Annotated in this window: 22 protein-coding genes; 20 read left to right on the forward strand and 2 right to left on the reverse strand. The window is 52.6% G+C overall.

Annotation, left to right across the window (positions count from 1 at the left end; all coding sequences use genetic code 11):
- Positions 1-46: 46 nt before the first annotated feature.
- Positions 47-1948 (reverse strand): ABC transporter ATP-binding protein, encoded by a 1902-nt coding sequence (locus tag Q3H59_RS01885; RefSeq protein ID WP_309832893.1) that lies wholly within the window; start codon positions 1946-1948, stop codon positions 47-49.
- Between the two features lie 114 nt (positions 1949-2062).
- Between Q3H59_RS01885 and kefG the strand changes: the two genes are divergently transcribed.
- The 4 genes from kefG (at position 2063) to slyD (ending at position 5404) form a co-directional block, all read left to right on the forward strand.
- Complete coding sequence (gene kefG, locus Q3H59_RS01890) at positions 2063-2614, forward strand: glutathione-regulated potassium-efflux system ancillary protein KefG (RefSeq protein WP_101762639.1); 552 nt, start codon at positions 2063-2065, stop codon at positions 2612-2614.
- On the forward strand, positions 2614-4416 hold the full coding sequence (kefB, locus tag Q3H59_RS01895; protein ID WP_309832896.1) for a glutathione-regulated potassium-efflux system protein KefB: 1803 nt from the start codon (positions 2614-2616) through the stop codon (positions 4414-4416). The genes kefG and kefB overlap by 1 nt, the downstream gene beginning before the upstream one ends.
- Before the next feature lie 45 nt (positions 4417-4461).
- Complete coding sequence (locus Q3H59_RS01900; protein WP_007892203.1) at positions 4462-4656, forward strand: YheV family putative zinc ribbon protein; 195 nt, start codon at positions 4462-4464, stop codon at positions 4654-4656.
- A 193-nt stretch (positions 4657-4849) separates the two neighbouring features.
- Positions 4850-5404 carry a peptidylprolyl isomerase gene (gene slyD, locus Q3H59_RS01905; protein WP_049851962.1) on the forward strand — a complete coding sequence of 185 codons (555 nt, stop codon included), beginning with the start codon at positions 4850-4852 and terminating at the stop codon, positions 5402-5404.
- Between the two features lie 44 nt (positions 5405-5448).
- On the opposite strand, the gene Q3H59_RS01910 is transcribed toward slyD, so the two are convergent.
- The gene (locus Q3H59_RS01910) at positions 5449-5667 is read right to left on the reverse strand and encodes a protein SlyX (RefSeq protein ID WP_137386638.1); all 219 of its coding nucleotides are present in this window, start codon (positions 5665-5667) and stop codon (positions 5449-5451) included.
- A gap of 280 nt (positions 5668-5947) precedes the next feature.
- On the opposite strand from Q3H59_RS01910, the gene fkpA reads away from it, so the two are divergent.
- The 16 genes from fkpA to rplB all read left to right on the forward strand — a co-directional run bounded on the left by fkpA (position 5948) and on the right by rplB (position 17246).
- Positions 5948-6778 carry an FKBP-type peptidyl-prolyl cis-trans isomerase gene (gene fkpA / locus Q3H59_RS01915; RefSeq protein ID WP_101762637.1) on the forward strand — a complete coding sequence of 277 codons (831 nt, stop codon included), beginning with the start codon at positions 5948-5950 and terminating at the stop codon, positions 6776-6778.
- Positions 6779-6952: 174 nt separating this feature from the next.
- A complete protein-coding gene (locus tag Q3H59_RS01920) occupies positions 6953-7675 on the forward strand; it encodes a transcriptional regulator (RefSeq protein WP_007886240.1) in 723 nt (240 codons plus the stop codon).
- Positions 7675-8061, forward strand: coding sequence for a sulfurtransferase complex subunit TusD (gene tusD, locus Q3H59_RS01925; protein ID WP_110867598.1), 387 nt, complete (start codon positions 7675-7677; stop codon positions 8059-8061). The genes Q3H59_RS01920 and tusD overlap by 1 nt, the downstream gene beginning before the upstream one ends.
- On the forward strand, positions 8061-8420 hold the full coding sequence (gene tusC, locus Q3H59_RS01930) for a sulfurtransferase complex subunit TusC (RefSeq protein WP_137386635.1): 360 nt from the start codon (positions 8061-8063) through the stop codon (positions 8418-8420). The genes tusD and tusC overlap by 1 nt, the downstream gene beginning before the upstream one ends.
- A gap of 9 nt (positions 8421-8429) precedes the next feature.
- Complete coding sequence (gene tusB / locus Q3H59_RS01935) at positions 8430-8717, forward strand: sulfurtransferase complex subunit TusB (RefSeq protein ID WP_192414886.1); 288 nt, start codon at positions 8430-8432, stop codon at positions 8715-8717.
- Between the two features lie 126 nt (positions 8718-8843).
- A complete protein-coding gene (gene rpsL, locus Q3H59_RS01940) occupies positions 8844-9218 on the forward strand; it encodes a 30S ribosomal protein S12 (RefSeq protein ID WP_006120575.1) in 375 nt (124 codons plus the stop codon).
- Between the two features lie 96 nt (positions 9219-9314).
- Positions 9315-9785, forward strand: coding sequence for a 30S ribosomal protein S7 (gene rpsG, locus Q3H59_RS01945; protein ID WP_007886246.1), 471 nt, complete (start codon positions 9315-9317; stop codon positions 9783-9785).
- A 93-nt stretch (positions 9786-9878) separates the two neighbouring features.
- Positions 9879-11993, forward strand: coding sequence for an elongation factor G (fusA, locus tag Q3H59_RS01950; protein ID WP_101762633.1), 2115 nt, complete (start codon positions 9879-9881; stop codon positions 11991-11993).
- A gap of 69 nt (positions 11994-12062) precedes the next feature.
- Positions 12063-13247: an elongation factor Tu gene (gene tuf / locus Q3H59_RS01955; RefSeq protein ID WP_110867595.1), complete on the forward strand. Its 1185-nt coding sequence runs from the start codon at positions 12063-12065 to the stop codon at positions 13245-13247.
- A 178-nt stretch (positions 13248-13425) separates the two neighbouring features.
- Complete coding sequence (gene bfd / locus Q3H59_RS01960) at positions 13426-13620, forward strand: bacterioferritin-associated ferredoxin (RefSeq protein ID WP_008104746.1); 195 nt, start codon at positions 13426-13428, stop codon at positions 13618-13620.
- A gap of 105 nt (positions 13621-13725) precedes the next feature.
- A complete protein-coding gene (bfr, locus tag Q3H59_RS01965) occupies positions 13726-14208 on the forward strand; it encodes a bacterioferritin (protein ID WP_101762566.1) in 483 nt (160 codons plus the stop codon).
- A 313-nt stretch (positions 14209-14521) separates the two neighbouring features.
- Positions 14522-14833, forward strand: a complete 312-nt coding sequence (gene rpsJ, locus Q3H59_RS01970) for a 30S ribosomal protein S10 (protein ID WP_006120582.1) — start codon at positions 14522-14524, stop codon at positions 14831-14833.
- Positions 14834-14865: 32 nt separating this feature from the next.
- Positions 14866-15492, forward strand: coding sequence for a 50S ribosomal protein L3 (gene rplC / locus Q3H59_RS01975; RefSeq protein ID WP_008104741.1), 627 nt, complete (start codon positions 14866-14868; stop codon positions 15490-15492).
- A 10-nt stretch (positions 15493-15502) separates the two neighbouring features.
- Positions 15503-16108 (forward strand): 50S ribosomal protein L4, encoded by a 606-nt coding sequence (rplD, locus tag Q3H59_RS01980; RefSeq protein WP_007891650.1) that lies wholly within the window; start codon positions 15503-15505, stop codon positions 16106-16108.
- Positions 16105-16407 carry a 50S ribosomal protein L23 gene (rplW, locus tag Q3H59_RS01985; RefSeq protein ID WP_007891652.1) on the forward strand — a complete coding sequence of 101 codons (303 nt, stop codon included), beginning with the start codon at positions 16105-16107 and terminating at the stop codon, positions 16405-16407. Before rplD ends, rplW begins: the two co-directional genes overlap by 4 nt.
- A 17-nt stretch (positions 16408-16424) precedes the next feature.
- Positions 16425-17246, forward strand: coding sequence for a 50S ribosomal protein L2 (gene rplB / locus Q3H59_RS01990; RefSeq protein WP_007891654.1), 822 nt, complete (start codon positions 16425-16427; stop codon positions 17244-17246).
- The last annotated feature ends 2 nt before the right edge of the window (positions 17247-17248 follow it).

Raw genomic sequence — 17248 nt, forward strand, 5'->3', positions numbered from 1 at the left:
ACTTCCATAAATGGGGGAGGACCGAGGAGGGGGACAGCGTGCACACTCAACCCGCCAGCATCTGCTCCAGCTGTTCCTGCGCATCCAGCCACGCCATTTCGACCTCTTCCAGCGCCGCCTTACTCTCGGCCTGACGCTGCAGCGCCACATTCAAATCGGCTTTGCGGCTCTGATCGTAAATCGCGCTGTCGGCTAACTGGGCTTCCGCGTCGCTGAGCTGGCTCTGCCACTTCGCCATCTGCTTCTCAAGCTTCTCGATCTCTTTACGCAGCGGCTGCGTTTGTGCGCGCAGTTCGGCGTCGCGGCGTTTCTGGTCTTTGCGCGATTGCGCGCTGTTGCCGTTATCCTGCTTCGGTGCGGCATCCTGTTGCGCTTGCTTTTGCAGATCGCTCAGCCACTGCTGATAATCTTCCAAATCACCCTCAAACACGTCGACCTTGCCGTCGTGCACCAGATAAAGATCGTCGGTGGTGGCGCGCAGCAGATGGCGATCGTGCGAGACCACCACCAGCGCGCCCTCGAAATCAATCAGCGCTTCGGTCAGCGCCTGACGCATATCAAGATCGAGGTGGTTAGTTGGTTCATCAAGCAGCAGCAGGTTCGGGCGCTGCCAGACGATTAATGCCAGCACCAGACGCGCTTTTTCGCCGCCGGAGAAACGTTCGGTGATTTCGCTGACTTTATCGCCCTGGAAGCCGAAGCCGCCAAGGTAGTCGCGCAGTTGCTGCTCCAGCACTTTCGGCGCGATGCGTGATAAATGCTGCAAGGGTGATTCATCGGCGCGCAGATATTCCAGCTGATGCTGGGCGAAGTAACCGAGCTTAATGCCTTTCGCCAGGCCAACTTTGCCATCCAGCGCGTCGAGCTCACCGGCTAGCAGTTTAATCAGCGTCGATTTACCCGCGCCGTTACGGCCCAGCAGGCCAATTCGTGAACCCGGCACAAGGTTGAGTTTGATGGCGTCGAGAATAATGCGTTCGCCATAACCGGCGGTAACGCGCTCCATCTTCAGCAACGGATTCGGCAAGCTTTCTGGCGCGCGGAAACTGAAGCTGAATGGGTTATCGACGTGTGCTGGCGCAATCAATTCCATGCGCTCCAGCATTTTGATGCGGCTCTGCGCCTGCTTGGCTTTGGTCGCCTGCGCGCGGAAGCGATCGATATACTTCTGCAGGTGCGCCACTTTTTCCTGCTGGCTCTGGAACAGCGCTTGCTGCTGCGCCAGCTTGGCGCCGCGCTGACGTTCGAACGAGCTGTAGTTACCGGTGTATTCAAACATCGTCTGCTGTTCGATATGGATGATCTTATCGACCACCGGATCGAGAAAGTCGCGGTCGTGCGAAATCAGCACCAGCGTGCCTTCGTAGCTTTTCAGCCAGCGTTCAAGCCAGATCACCGCATCCAGATCGAGGTGGTTAGTCGGTTCATCCAGCAGCAGCAGATCGGAACGGCACACCAGCGCCTGCGCGAGGTTAAGGCGCATGCGCCAGCCACCGGAGAAATCGCTCACCGACCGCATTAATTGTTCCTGGCTAAAGCCCAAACCGTGCAACAAACTTGAGGCGCGAGCAGGTATGCTCCACGCCTGAATCGCATCCAGCTTGCCGTGCAGCAGGGCGATGGCGTTGCCATCGTTGCGCGCATTGGCGTCGGCCAATTCGGATTCAAGCTGACGATATTCACGGTCGCCGTCGATAACATACTCCAGCGCGGGTTTGCTCAGCGCCGGGGTTTCCTGATTGACCCACGCCAGCGCCCAGTTGCTCGGGAACGTAGCGTTACCTGCATCACTGCTGATTTCGCCCTTCAGCAATGACAGCAGCGTCGATTTGCCGCAGCCATTTTTGCCCACTAAGCCAACTTTCTGGCCTGGGTTAATGGTGGCTGTTGCGTTATCCAGCAGCACATTGGTGCCGCGGCGAATTTGTAGTGCTGAAAAGACAATCATAAGCGCCGTATCGTCAGAATATGTTAATTTACCGGCAACATAATTCGAGAAAATTTGTTGCGTCGAGCATGGTAGCGGAATTCCTGTGCCGTGACGACGCTTTGGAGGGGAACGATGTCGCAGCCACCCAAAATATTGCTGCTTTACGCCCATCCGGAATCACAGGATTCGATTGCTAATCGGGTTTTGCTGCAGTCGGCTATGGAACTGGACCACGTCACGGTGCACGATTTATACGCCCACTATCCGGATTTTTTTATTGATATTCACTATGAGCAGCAACTGCTGCGCGACCATCAAATCGTTGTATTCCAACATCCACTTTATACCTACAGCTGCCCGGCGCTCCTGAAGGAGTGGCTGGATCGTGTGCTGTCGCGCGGCTTTGCCAGCGGACCGGATGGTAATGCGCTGGAAGGCAAATACTGGCGCAGCGTGGTCACCACCGGCGAACCGGAAGCGGCTTATCACCCTAGCGGCCTGAATCGCTATCCGATGAGTGACATTATGCGTCCGTTTGAGCTGACGGCGCAGATGTGTCGCATGCACTGGATGACGCCGATGGTGATTTATTGGGCGCGTCGACAAACGCCGGACGTGATGCGTAATTTTGCGCGCGCATACGGCGACTGGCTGGCTTCACCGCTGCCGCAGGGAGGAGTGTGATGGAAGGCGAAACGTTACTGACGGCGGGCGTGATTTATCTGGTCGCGGCGGTGCTGATTGTGCCGATTGCGGCGCGTCTCGGCATTGGCGCGGTGCTGGGCTATCTGCTGGCCGGTATCGCGATTGGTCCGTGGGGTTTGGGGTTCATCAGCGACGTCGAGGAGATTTTGCACTTCTCGGAACTCGGCGTGGTGTTCCTGATGTTCATCATCGGGCTTGAACTGAACCCCTCGAAACTGTGGGCGCTGCGCCGTTCGATATTTGGCGTTGGTGCGGCTCAGGTGCTGATTTCCGCCGCCATTCTCGGCGGATTGCTGTGGCTGACCGATTTTAGCTGGCAGGCGGCGGTGATTGGCGGCATTGGTCTGGCAATGTCATCCACGGCGATGGCGCTGCAGCTGATGCGCGATAAAGGCATGAACCGCAGTGAATCGGGACAGCTCGGCTTCTCAGTGTTGCTGTTCCAGGATCTAGCGGTGATTCCCGCGTTGGCGCTGGTGCCGCTGCTGGCGGGCGGCGACAGCGGTCATATTGACTGGTTGAAAGTTGGGATGAAAGTGCTGGCGTTCGGCGGGATGCTGATTGGTGGTCGTTATCTGCTGCGCCCGATTCTGCGCTTCATTGCCGCATCCGGCGTGCGCGAAGTGTTTACTGCCGCCTCGCTGCTGCTGGTGCTGGGTTCGGCACTGTTTATGGATGCGCTCGGCCTGTCGATGGCGCTCGGTACTTTCATCGCGGGTATTCTGTTGGCGGAAAGCGAGTATCGCCACGAGCTGGAAGTGGCCATTGAACCGTTCAAAGGTTTGTTGCTGGGCTTGTTCTTTATTTCGGTTGGCATGGCGCTGAATCTCGGCGTGCTTTATACCCACATCACTGAAATTTTGCTGGGCGTGCTGATTCTGGTGACGGTGAAAACGCTGGTGCTGTATGTGCTGGGGCGCATTTATGGCCTGCGCAGTTCGGAGCGCCAGCAGTTTGCCGGTGTGTTAAGCCAGGGCGGCGAGTTTGCCTTTGTGCTGTTCTCGGCGGCGTCGTCAGCCAAAATGTTCAGCGGCGACCAAATGCCGCTGCTGCTGGTGACGGTGACGTTATCCATGATGACCACGCCGCTGCTGATGAACGGCATCGATCGTCTGCTGGCGCACCGCTTTAATGAGCCCGATGAAAATGCCGAGAAGCACTTTGTTGAGGACGATCAGCCGCAGGTCATTGTGGTGGGCTTTGGTCGTTTTGGTCAGGTTGTTGGCCGTTTGCTGATGGCGAACAACAAGCGCATTACCGTGCTGGAGCGTGATATCTCCGCGGTGAGCCTGATGCGTAAATATGGCTATAAGGTTTACTATGGCGACGCCACCGAGCTGGAGCTGCTGCGTGCGGCGGGCGCGGAGAATGCGCAATCCATCGTCATTACCTGTAACGATCCGGAAGATTCAATGACCATCGTGCAACTGTGTCAGCAGCATTTCCCGCAGCTGGAAATCCTGGCGCGTGCGCGTGGACGTGTTGAGGCGCACGAACTGTTGCAGGCGGGTGTTACGCTGTTCTCGCGTGAGACGTTCTCCAGTGCGCTGGAGCTGGGTCGTAAGACCCTGATCTCGCTGGGCATGCATCCGCATCAGGCGCAGCGCGCGCAGCAACATTTCCGTCGTCTGGATATGCGTATGCTGCGTGAGCTGGTGCCCAGCCACGATGACAGCGCGCAGGTTTCGCGTGTGCGTGAGGCGCGGCGCGAGCTGGAGGATATCTTCCAGCGCGAAATGCAGCACGAGAAACGTCAGTTTGACGGCTGGGATGACGAGTAGAACTATACTTACTTAATCCGTTCACTAACGACGGCAGGAAACAGTATGCGTAAACAATTTATTGCCGGTGCGGTTTGCCCGCACTGCCAGGAAAAAGACACGTTGGCATTGTGGCGTGAGAACAATGTTGATGTAGTGGAGTGCGTCGAGTGCGGTCATCAAATGCGGGAAGCGGATAAGCAGGTGCGCGATCAGGTTCGCAGCAATGAGCAAGTGATCGGCATTTTTCATCCTGAGTAGCGCAATGGCTCAGCTTTTTTTAAGCTTGAACTTACAGCGGGATTGAATTCCGTTACAATCGGCGCCATTAACGCTGAGCAGTATGCAACAACACATTTGTTGGCATCCTCAGTCTTGAACCTTTCTGGTTGGTTATTGCACGCAAAATTGACCAATGGGACGGGATCTTAGTTCTCAACGGTTAGGAGATATCATGAAAGTAGCAAAAGACCTGGTGGTGAGCCTGGCGTATCAGGTTCGTACCGAAGACGGTGTGTTGGTTGACGAGTCACCGGTGAGTGCACCGTTGGACTATCTGCACGGTCATGGTTCCCTGATTTCTGGTCTGGAAAAAGCGCTGGAAAATCATGATGTAGGCGATAAGTTTGACGTGCATATCCCGGCGAACGACGCTTACGGTCAATACGATGACAACCTCGTACAGCGCGTGCCAAAAGACGTGTTTATGGGCGTTGACGAACTGCAGGTTGGCATGCGCTTCCTGGCAGAAACCGATCAGGGTCCAGTTCCGGTTGAAATCACCGAAGTTGAAGATGAGCACGTAGTGGTTGATGGTAACCACATGCTGGCGGGTCAGAACCTGAACTTCAACGTGGAAGTTGTGGCGATTCGCGCAGCAACCGAAGAAGAGCTGGCGCACGGCCACGTGCATGGCGCGGATGGTCATCATCACGATCATGACCACGACCATGGTCACGATCACGGCCAGGGCGGTTGTGGCACTGGCGGTTGCGGCTGCAGCCACTAATCAGTGTGATGCTGGCGAGGCCACCTTCGGGTGGCCTTTTCTTTTTAATAATGTGGCGGCGGGGTTTCTTCAGATTGCGAGGCAATTATCGACGGCGCGCTATCTTTCACTTTATCGATTAACAGACGGACCTGCTCACGCAGTCGGATCATCTCCAGCTCATGCTGAACCACCGTTTGATTGAGCTGATCGATGGTGTATTCCTGAAAAGCCAGCTTGCTCTCCAGCGCCTCAAGGCGTTGTTCCCATTCTGTTGGTTGCATGATCTTTCCTCATCTTGCGGTGCTGCACGTTAGTCTGTTTCGGGCCTGATTCTACGGCCTTTCGCTTCAGAATCACCTGATATTTTACCTTTCCGCGCCATGCTGCATTGAAACGACGCATAACGCCTATATCTCTGATGAAACTTCCTGAAGCAAAAAAGGTCGGAGGTTGAACGGGTAATTACATTGTGGGAGTGTTCGCCGCTGCCACGTAAAGTTATAGTGTGGGCCTCAGTCCGCAATGATTCCCGAGGTTAGAGGCTTCGGTTTTGGAGAAAGGATGAATTCACTGTTTAAAGTCACATTGTTAGCTACCACCATGGCCTTCGCGCTGAATGCACCGCTGGCAATGGCAGCAGAAACCGCCGCTGCTCCAGCTGACGCCGCTCAGGCTGCGCCGCAAGCACCGAAAAATGCTGCCTTCAAAAACGAAGACCAGCAATCAGCTTATGCACTTGGCGCGTCCCTGGGTCGCTACATGGACAACTCTCTGAAGGAACAAGAGAAGCTGGGCATCAAACTGGATAAAGATCAGTTGATCGCGGGTGTTCAGGACGCCTTTGGCGGCAAGAGCAAACTCTCTGATCAAGAGATCGAGCAAACCCTGCAGGCCTTTGAAGGCCGCGTAAAAGGTGCTGCTCAGGCGAAGATGGAAAAAGACGCGAAAGAGAACTCCGATAAGGGTTCCGCTTACGCTGACAAATTCGCTAAAGAAAAAGGCGTGAAGAAAACCGAATCTGGCCTGCTGTATCAGGTAGAGAAAGAAGGTACCGGTAGCGCGCCGAAAGACAGCGACACTGTGGTTGTGAACTACAAAGGGACGCTGATCGACGGTACTGAGTTCGATAACTCTTATACCCGCGGTGAGCCGCTGTCGTTCCGTCTGGACGGTGTGATTCCGGGCTGGACCGAAGGTCTGAAGCACGTGAAGAAAGGCGGTAAAATCAAGCTGGTGATCCCACCGAACCTGGCTTACGGCAAAAATGGCGTTCCGGGTATTCCGGCCAACTCCACGCTAGTGTTCGATGTTGAACTGCTCGACATCAAACCCGCGCCGAAAGCGGACGAAAAAGCACAGGCTCCAGTCGCTGCCGATCAGAAAGCCCAGTAATCTTAACTTTCTGCATCACGCCGCCCTCGGGCGGCGTTTTTATTGCGGAGAAGAGAGTAAAGGTCTGGCTAAAGACCAGCACATTTGCCAGACTAGCGCCTGCACAATTATCACAATATGAGTCTGCCCCAATGCTGTCGAGACAGGCTCCAGCCATTTAGGGTAATGTCTTCGATGTCTAATCCATTCAATCCCGGTGAACTGACTGACTTCGATTTACTGGAGCAACGTCCGTTCGAGCAAGCAGATTACGATATCCTCAAATCCTACGAAGCCGTTGTCGATGGCCTGGCGATGCTGATTGGCTCGCACTGCGAAATCGTGCTGCACTCGCTGGAAGATTTGAAGTGTTCTGCGGTGCGTATCGCCAACGGTGAACATACCGGGCGTAAAGTGGGTTCGCCGATTACCGATTTGGCGCTGCGTATGCTGCACGATATGCACGGCGCCGACAGCAATGTCTCGAGAGCCTACTTTACGCGCGCGAAAAGCGGTGTGCTGATGAAATCGGTCACGATCGCGATTCGTAATCGCCAGCAGCGCGTTATTGGCTTGCTGTGCATCAACATGAACCTCGACGTTCCGTTCTCGCAGATTATGTCGACCTTTATGCCGCCGGAGATGCAGCAGGTGGATTCCAACGTCAACTTTGCCAGCTCGGTGGAAGATCTGGTGATGCAGACGCTTGAGTTCGCGATTGAAGAAGTGAGCGCTGACCGTAACGTCTCTAATAATGCTAAGAATCGCCAGATCGTGCTCAATATGTATGAGAAGGGTATCTTCGACATTAAAGATGCGATTAACCAGGTGGCCGATCGCCTCAATATCTCCAAGCACACGGTTTACCTCTACATTCGCCAGTTTAAAAGCGGTGATTTTCAGGGGCAGGATCGTTAATGCGCTACACCTTGCTGGTCACCGGACCGGCATACGGCACGCAACACGCCAGCAGCGCGCTGCTGTTTGCGCGCGCACTTATTAAGGCCGGGCACCAGCTGGAGAGCGTGTTCTTCTATCGTGAAGGCGTATTGAACGCCAACCAACTGAGCGCGCCGGCCAGCGATGAGGTGGATATGGTGCGTGAATGGCAGCAGTTGCGCGCTGAAAGTGGCGCCGCGCTGAATATCTGCGTGGCCGCAGCATTACGTCGTGGCGTAACCGACGCGCAGGAAGCCGCGCGCTTGCAACTGGCGGGCAGTAACTTGCAGCCGGGTTTTGAACTCAGCGGTTTGGGCGCATTGGCAGAAGCCGCGCTTAGCTGCGATCGTCTGGTGCAATTCTGATGAACCGCGTGGCTTTTCTATTTACTCAGGCACCGCACGGCAGCAGCGCGGGCAGGGAAGGGCTGGATGCTGTGCTGGCGACGGGCGCGCTAAGCGAAGATATCGGTCTGTTCTTTATCGGGGATGGCGTGCTGCAGCTCAATCGCGACCAACAACCTGAGCAAATTCTGGCGCGTAACTACATCGCGACCTTTGGCGTGCTGGAGTTGTACGATATTGACCAGTGTTTTGTCTGCGCCGATTCGCTGCTGGCGCGCGGGCAAAGTTTGACGGCCGAACGTGTGTTAAACGCTGAAGTGATGGATGCCGCATCGCTACGCGAGAAGCTGGCTTCCTATCATCGTGTTATTCGATTCTGAGAACTGATCATGCTCTACACGCTGCTGCAATCTCCCTGGCAATGCGACCTCGATAGCCTGCTGCTTTTATTGCAGGAAGGCGACGATCTGCTTTTATTGCAGGATGGCGTCAGCGCCGCTTTGGCTGGCAGCCAAATGTTAATCAAGCTCAGCGCATCGCCGGCTACGCTGTGGGTATTAGAAGAAGATGTTGCGGCGCGTGGCCTGGCTGAGCAAATTTCGACCAAAGTAGCACGTTTGGACTATACTGGTTTCGTTGCGATGACAGCGAAGCATCCACAACAAGTGGCCTGGTAAGAGCGAAAACCTGGTTATTTCTTGACACCCTTTTGACACAGCCCTAAAATTCTGCCTCCTCGTAGTAATACGAGGCGATTTATTACGTGTTTACGAAGCAAAAAGCTAAATCCCAGGAGCTATTTAATGGCAACAGTTAACCAGCTGGTTCGCAAACCACGCGTACGCAAAGTTGCAAAGAGCAACGTGCCTGCGCTGGAAGCTTGCCCGCAGAAACGTGGTGTATGTACTCGTGTGTACACCACTACCCCTAAAAAACCAAACTCAGCACTGCGTAAAGTTTGCCGTGTGCGTTTGACCAACGGTTTTGAAGTTACCTCCTACATCGGTGGTGAAGGTCATAACCTGCAGGAACACTCAGTGATCCTGATCCGTGGCGGTCGTGTTAAAGACTTGCCAGGTGTGCGTTACCACACCGTTCGTGGCGCGCTGGACTGCTCAGGTGTTAAAGACCGTAAGCAGTCACGCTCCAAGTACGGCGTGAAGAAGCCAAAGGCTTAATGGTTCTCCGTTAAGTAAGGCCAAACGTTTTAACTTAAATGTCAAACTAAACTCGTAGAGTTTTGGACAATCCTGAATTAACAACGGAGTATTTCCATGCCACGTCGTCGCGTCATTGGTCAGCGTAAAATTCTGCCGGATCCTAAGTTCGGATCAGAGCTGCTGGCTAAATTTGTAAATATCCTGATGGTAGATGGTAAAAAATCTACTGCTGAATCTATCGTCTATACCGCGCTTGATACCCTGGCTCAACGCGCTGGTAAAGATGGCCTGGAAGCGTTCGAGGTTGCTCTCGAAAACGTACGTCCGACTGTCGAAGTTAAGTCACGTCGCGTTGGTGGTTCTACCTACCAGGTTCCAGTTGAAGTCCGTCCGGTTCGTCGTAATGCCCTGGCAATGCGTTGGATCGTAGAAGCTGCTCGTAAACGCGGTGATAAATCTATGGCTCTCCGCCTGGCGAACGAACTTTCTGATGCTGCAGAGAACAAAGGTACTGCAGTTAAGAAACGTGAAGACGTTCACCGCATGGCTGAAGCCAACAAGGCGTTCGCACACTACCGCTGGTAACAGCAACGTAGTTGTTATAAACCCAGCGGGCGTCCCAGTGACTCACCTGCTGGGCTTTTTTAACTTAGAACGTCTAAGAATCAGAGGAATCAAATGGCTCGTAAAACACCCATTGAGCGCTACCGTAACATTGGTATCAGTGCGCACATCGACGCCGGTAAGACTACAACTACCGAACGTGTTCTGTTCTACACCGGTGTAAACCACAAAATCGGTGAAGTTCATGACGGCGCAGCAACCATGGACTGGATGGAGCAGGAGCAGGAACGTGGTATTACCATCACGTCTGCTGCGACTACCTGTTTCTGGTCTGGTATGGCTAAGCAGTTTGAACCACACCACGTAAACATCATCGACACCCCGGGACACGTTGACTTCACCATCGAAGTTGAGCGTTCTATGCGTGTGCTTGATGGCGCAGTAATGGTTTACTGTGCAGTTGGTGGTGTTCAGCCACAGTCTGAAACCGTATGGCGTCAGGCTAACAAATATAAAGTTCCACGCATCGCGTTCGTTAACAAAATGGACCGCATGGGTGCTAACTTCCTGAAAGTTGTTGACCAGATGAAAGTGCGTTTGGGTGCAAACCCAGTTCCACTTCAGCTGGCTATCGGCGCAGAAGAAGGTTTCACCGGTGTTGTTGACCTGGTGAAAATGAAAGCGATCAACTGGAACGATGCCGATCAGGGCGTTACCTTCGTTTACGAAGATATTCCAGCTGATATGCAGGAACTGGCTGAAGAGTGGCGTGCGAAGCTGGTTGAAGCCGCTGCTGAAGGTTCTGATGAGCTGATGGAGAAATTCTTCGGCGGTGAAGAGCTGACCGAAGAAGAGATTAAAACTTCTCTGCGTAAGCGCGTTTTGAAAAACGAAATCATCCTGGTGACCTGTGGTTCTGCATTTAAGAACAAAGGTGTTCAGGCGATGCTGGATGCGGTAGTTGAATACCTGCCAGCACCGACTGACGTTACCGCGATTAACGGTATGCTGGACGACGGTAAAGACACGCCGGCTGAGCGTCATTCCGATGACAAAGAGCCGTTTGCTGCACTGGCGTTCAAAATCGCTACCGACCCGTTTGTTGGTAACCTGACCTTCTTCCGCGTTTACTCTGGTGTTGTTAACACCGGTGACACCGTGTTCAACCCGGTTAAGTCAAACCGTGAGCGTCTGGGCCGTATCGTTCAGATGCACGCGAACAAACGCGAAGAGATCAAGGAAGTTCGTGCGGGCGATATCGCCGCTGCGATCGGTCTGAAAGACGTAACCACTGGTGACACCCTGTGTGACCCAGACAACGTCATCATTCTTGAGCGTATGGAATTCCCTGAGCCGGTAATCTCTATCGCCGTTGAGCCGAAAACCAAAGCTGACCAGGAAAAAATGGGTCTGGCTCTGGGTCGTCTGGCGAAAGAAGATCCATCATTCCGCGTATGGACTGATGAAGAAACCAACCAGACCATCATCGCAGGTATGGGTGAGCTGCACCTCGACATCATCGTTGACCGCATGAAGCGTGAATTCAACGTTGAAGCGAACGTCGGTAAACCTCAGGTTGCTTACCGTGAAGCGATTCGCGCGAAAGTTACCGATATCGAAGGTAAACACGCCAAGCAGTCTGGTGGTCGTGGTCAGTATGGTCATGTTGTTATCGACATGTACCCACTGGAGCCGGGCGTTAATCCGAAAGGTTACGAATTTGTCAACGATATCAAGGGCGGTGTGATTCCAACTGAATACATCCCTGCGGTTGATAAAGGTCTCCAGGAGCAGCTGAAATCAGGTCCACTGGCTGGTTATCCGGTAGTTGATCTGGGTGTTCGTCTGCACTTCGGTTCATACCATGATGTCGACTCCTCTGAGCTGGCGTTTAAACTGGCTGCTTCTTTAGCCTTTAAAGATGGCTTTAAGAAAGCACAACCTGTTCTGCTTGAGCCAATCATGAAGGTTGAAGTAGAGACTCCGGAAGAGAACACCGGTGACGTTATCGGTGACCTTAGCCGTCGTCGTGGTATGCTCAAAGGACAGGAATCTAACGCTACTGGCGTTCAGATCCATGCTGAAGTTCCGCTGTCTGAAATGTTCGGATATGCAACCCAGCTGCGTTCTCTGACCAAAGGCCGTGCTTCTTACTCCATGGAGTTCCTGAAGTACGATGATGCGCCGAACAACGTCGCTCAGGCCGTTATTGAAGCTCGTAGCAAATAAGCTACGGTTTAAAAATTGTGAACTGATGCCTTCATGACTCATGAAGGCACAACGTAAGGAATTATCGCCATGGCGAAAGAGCAATTTCAGCGTAACAAACTGCACGTAAACGTGGGCACCATCGGTCACGTCGACCACGGTAAAACCACCCTGACTGCAGCAATTACTACCGTACTGGCTAAAACCTACGGCGGTAAGGCAAGCAAATTCGATGAGATCGATAAAGCGCCAGAAGAGAAAGCACGTGGTATCACCATCAACACTTCTCACGTTGAATACGAAACCCCGTCTCGCCACTATGCGCACGTTGACTGCCCAGGCCACGCCGACTATGTGAAAAACATGATCACCGGTGCTGCGCAGATGGACGGCGCGATCCTGGTTGTTGCTGCGACTGATGGCCCAATGCCACAGACCCGTGAGCACATCCTGCTGGGTCGTCAGGTTGGCGTTCCTTACATCATCGTGTTCCTGAACAAGTGCGACATGGTTGACGATGAAGAGCTGCTGGAACTGGTAGAGATGGAAGTACGTGACCTGCTGTCAGCTTATGACTTCCCAGGCGACGACACTCCAATCGTACGTGGTTCTGCTCTGAAAGCGCTGGAAGGCGACGCTGAGTGGGAAGCTAAGATCATTGAGCTGGCTGAGCACCTGGATACTTACATCCCAGAGCCAGTTCGTGCAATCGACAAGCCGTTCCTGCTGCCAATCGAAGACGTATTCTCAATCTCTGGCCGTGGTACCGTTGTTACCGGTCGTGTTGAGCGCGGTATCGTTAAAGTGGGCGACGAAGTTGAAGTTGTTGGCCTTAAAGACACTGTGAAATCAACCTGTACTGGCGTTGAAATGTTCCGCAAACTGCTGGACCAGGGTCAGGCAGGCGAGAACTGTGGTGTTCTGCTGCGTGGTATCAAGCGTGAAGACATCGAGCGTGGCCAGGTTCTGGCTAAGCCGGGTTCAATCAAGCCACATACCCAGTTCACTTCAGAAGTTTACGTTCTGTCTAAGGATGAAGGCGGCCGTCATACTCCGTTCTTCAAAGGCTACCGTCCTCAGTTCTACTTCCGTACTACTGACGTGACCGGTGACGTTCAACTGCCAGAAGGCGTTGAGATGGTAATGCCAGGCGACAACGTAAAAATGACCGTTACTTTGATCAAGCCAATCGCTATGGATCAGGGTCTGCGTTTTGCAATCCGTGAAGGCGGCCGTACTGTTGGTGCGGGTGTTGTTGCTGAAATTATCGCTTAATTGCGTTAATGTTGATGGCTGTTTCGGCAGTCATCGCAGCATGAAAAAGAGCACTTCGGTGCTCTTTTTTTATGTCTGAATTTTGCCGTTTCGATTAATCCCACATAAAAGCTGCGTTTGAAATAAAAACCATTCTCATTTACAATTTGATCATAAATTGTACGGGAGTCCGCAGTAAATGTACGTCTGCTTGTGTAACGCCGTGAGTGATAAAACTCTGCGCGAAGTGGTTCGCCGCTATCAACCCAAATCGATTCAACAATTGCGCCAGTTGGTTCCCATTGGAAAGCAATGTGGCAAGTGCGTGCGGTTTGCGCGTGAAATTATGGAAGATGAACTGCAAAACGTGCCGCTCTATAAAGAGATAGCTTAATAAAGTAATTCTGCACTTCCTAATACCCACAATAACTGTCGCGTTTTTTTGACTTCCTTTCATCCGCATCTACGCTCTATTTAGTTGGAAGCGGAGGAAGCAAAAATGAAGGGCGACAGTAAAATCATATTTCATCTCAACAAATTGCTGGGGAATGAACTGGTTGCGATTAATCAGTACTTCCTTCATGCGCGTATGTTCAAAAATTGGGGTCTGACCCGGCTCAATGACGTTGAGTATCATGAGTCAATCGATGAAATGAAACATGCGGACAAATATATCGAACGCATTCTTTTTCTTGAAGGAATTCCTAACCTGCAAGATCTAGGTCGATTACGCATCGGTGAAGACGTGCCGGAAATGCTGCAATCTGACCTGGCATTAGAACTGGAAGGCGCAAAGGATTTGCGTGAGGCGATAGCTTATGCCGACAAGGTTCATGACTACGTCAGCAGAGACATGATGATTGAGATTCTTACGGAAGAGGAAGGGCACATAGACTGGCTGGAAACGGAACTCGATCTGGTGAACAAACTCGGCCTGCAAAATTATCTTCAGTCTCAATTAAAAGATCAGAACGAACATTAGCCATATGCCCATCGTCACGCAAGCCCGCTCAGTCAAAACGATTGCTGCGGGTTTTTTTCGGTCTGTAACCAGATTGATGTGGTTAAAAACACAACACGGGTTGCTTCCTGAACTGATTTACGTATAATGCGCGGGCCTGCCGATATTGGTGTGGCGCGATTCGAGCAGAATCGCAGGGGATAGCTGTTTATGTATCGCCTAACAATACTCCCAATTGGGGAGTTATATGCTGAACGATTACACTCCTCCATCAATCGTAATGGATGCGGGTAGTAATTCTTTTCGTTTATAAAATGTTTGGAGCCTTGGTCTCATGTCGAACCAAAGAATCCGTATCCGTCTTAAAGCGTTTGATCATCGCCTGATCGATCAATCAACCGCGGAAATCGTTGAGACTGCCAAGCGCACTGGTGCGCAGGTACGTGGTCCGATCCCGCTGCCAACCCGCAAAGAGCGTTTTACCGTTCTGATCTCTCCGCACGTTAACAAAGACGCGCGTGATCAGTACGAAATCCGCACTCACAAGCGTCTGGTAGACATCGTTGAGCCAACTGAAAAAACCGTTGATGCTCTGATGCGTCTGGACCTGGCTGCCGGTGTTGACGTGCAGATCAGCCTGGGTTAATCAGGTCATCGAGCGATTGAGAGGTTGATACAATGATTGGTTTAGTCGGTAAAAAAGTGGGTATGACCCGCATCTTCACTGAAGATGGCGTTTCAATCCCAGTAACCGTTATCGAAGTTGAAGCAAACCGCGTTACTCAGGTCAAAGGCCTGGACAACGATGGTTACCAAGCTATTCAGGTTACCACCGGTGCTAAAAAAGCAAGCCGTGTGAGCAAGCCTGAAGCAGGTCATTTTGCTAAAGCTGGCGTTGACGCTGGCCGTGGTCTGTGGGAATTCCGCACCGAAGGTGAAGATTTCTCTGTTGGCCAGAGCATCAGTGTTGAAATTTTCGCTGACGTTAAAAAAGTAGACGTTACCGGTACCTCTAAAGGTAAAGGTTTCGCAGGTACCGTTAAGCGCTGGAACTTCCGTACCCAGGACGCTACGCACGGTAACTCCTTGTCACACCGCGTTCCGGGTTCTATCGGTCAGAACCAGACTCCGGGCAAAGTGTTCAAAGGCAAGAAAATGGCTGGTCAGCTGGGTAATGAGCGCGTAACCGTTCAGAGCCTGGAAGTAGTACGTGTTGACGCTGAGCGCAACCTGCTGCTGGTCAAAGGTGGCGTCCCGGGTGCAACTGGGTGCGATCTGATTGTTAAACCAGCTGTGAAGGCGTAGGGGGATAGCAATGGAATTAGTACTGAAAGACGCGCAGAGCGCGCTGACTGTTTCCGAAACTACCTTCGGTCGTGATTTCAACGAAGCGCTGGTTCACCAGGTTGTTGTTGCTTATGCTGCTGGTGCTCGTCAGGGTACTCGTGCGCAGAAGACTCGTGCTGAAGTTACTGGTTCAGGCAAAAAGCCTTGGCGCCAGAAAGGTACCGGCCGTGCGCGTTCAGGTTCTGTAAAGAGCCCGATCTGGCGTTCAGGTGGCGTAACCTTCGCTGCACGTCCACAGGACCACAGTCAAAAAGTTAACAAAAAGATGTACCGCGGCGCGCTGAAAAGCATTCTGTCCGAGCTGGTACGTCAGGACCGTCTGATCGTTGTCGAGACGTTCTCTGTAGAAGCGCCTAAAACTAAGCTGCTGGTACAGAAACTGAAAGACATGGCGCTGCAAGATGTGCTGATCATCACCGGTGAACTGGATGAGAATCTGTTCCTGGCTGCGCGTAACCTGTACAAGGTTGACGTGCGTGATGCAGCGGGCATCGACCCAGTTAGCCTGATCGCCTTCGACAAAGTCGTTATGACTGCGGAAGCAGTTAAGCAAGTTGAGGAGATGCTGGCATGATCCGTGAAGAACGTCTGCTGAAAGTAGTGCGTGCACCGCACGTATCAGAAAAAGCATCTACTGCGATGGAAAAAACCAATACCATCGTTCTCAAAGTTGCTAAAGACGCGACCAAAGCAGAGATCGTTGCTGCTGTTGAGAAGCTGTTCGAAGTGGAAGTTAAAGACGTAAACACCCTGGTAGTTAAAGGGAAAGTTAAGCGTCACGGACAGCGTATCGGTCGTCGTAGCGACTGGAAAAAAGCTTACGTCACCCTGAAGGAAGGCCAGAATCTGGACTTCGTCGGCGGCGCTGAGTAAGTCGGAGGAGAAAGACAATGGCAGTTGTTAAATGTAAACCGACATCTCCGGGTCGTCGCCACGTAGTTAAAGTGGTGAACCCAGAGCTGCACAAGGGCAAACCATTTGCTCCGCTGGTAGAAAAAAACAGCAAATCCGGTGGTCGTAACAACAATGGTCGTATCACTACCCGTCATATCGGTGGTGGTCACAAGCAGGCTTACCGTATTGTTGACTTCAAACGCAACAAAGATGGTATCCCAGCAGTTGTTGAGCGTCTTGAGTACGATCCGAACCGTTCTGCGAACATCGCACTGGTTCTGTACAAAGATGGCGAGCGCCGTTACATCCTGGCCCCTAAAGGCCTGAAAGCCGGCGATCAGATTCAATCTGGCGTTGATGCTGCGATTAAAGCAGGTAACACCCTGCCGATGCGTAACATCCCGGTGGGTTCTACCGTTCATAACGTAGAAATGAAACCAGGCAAAGGCGGTCAGATTGCTCGCTCAGCTGGTACTTACGTGCAGATCGTTGCGCGTGAAGGTTCCTACGTTACCCTGCGTCTGCGTTCAGGCGAAATGCGCAAAGTTGAATCCGAATGTCGTGCAACTCTTGGCGAAGTCGGCAACTCTGAGCACATGCTGCGCGTACTGGGTAAAGCTGGTGCAACCCGTTGGCGTGGTGTTCGTCCTACCGTTCGCGGTACTGCGATGAACCCAGTCGATCACCCGCACGGTGGTGGTGAAGGTCGTAACTTTGGTAAGCACCCGGTAACTCCGTGGGGCGTTCAGACCAAAGGTAAGAAGACCCGTAGCAACAAGCGTACTGATAAATTTATCGTACGTCGCCGTAGCAAATAATT

Source organism: Pantoea sp. SORGH_AS_0659 (assembly GCF_031453915.1).
Lineage (GTDB): Bacteria > Pseudomonadota > Gammaproteobacteria > Enterobacterales > Enterobacteriaceae > Pantoea > Pantoea leporis.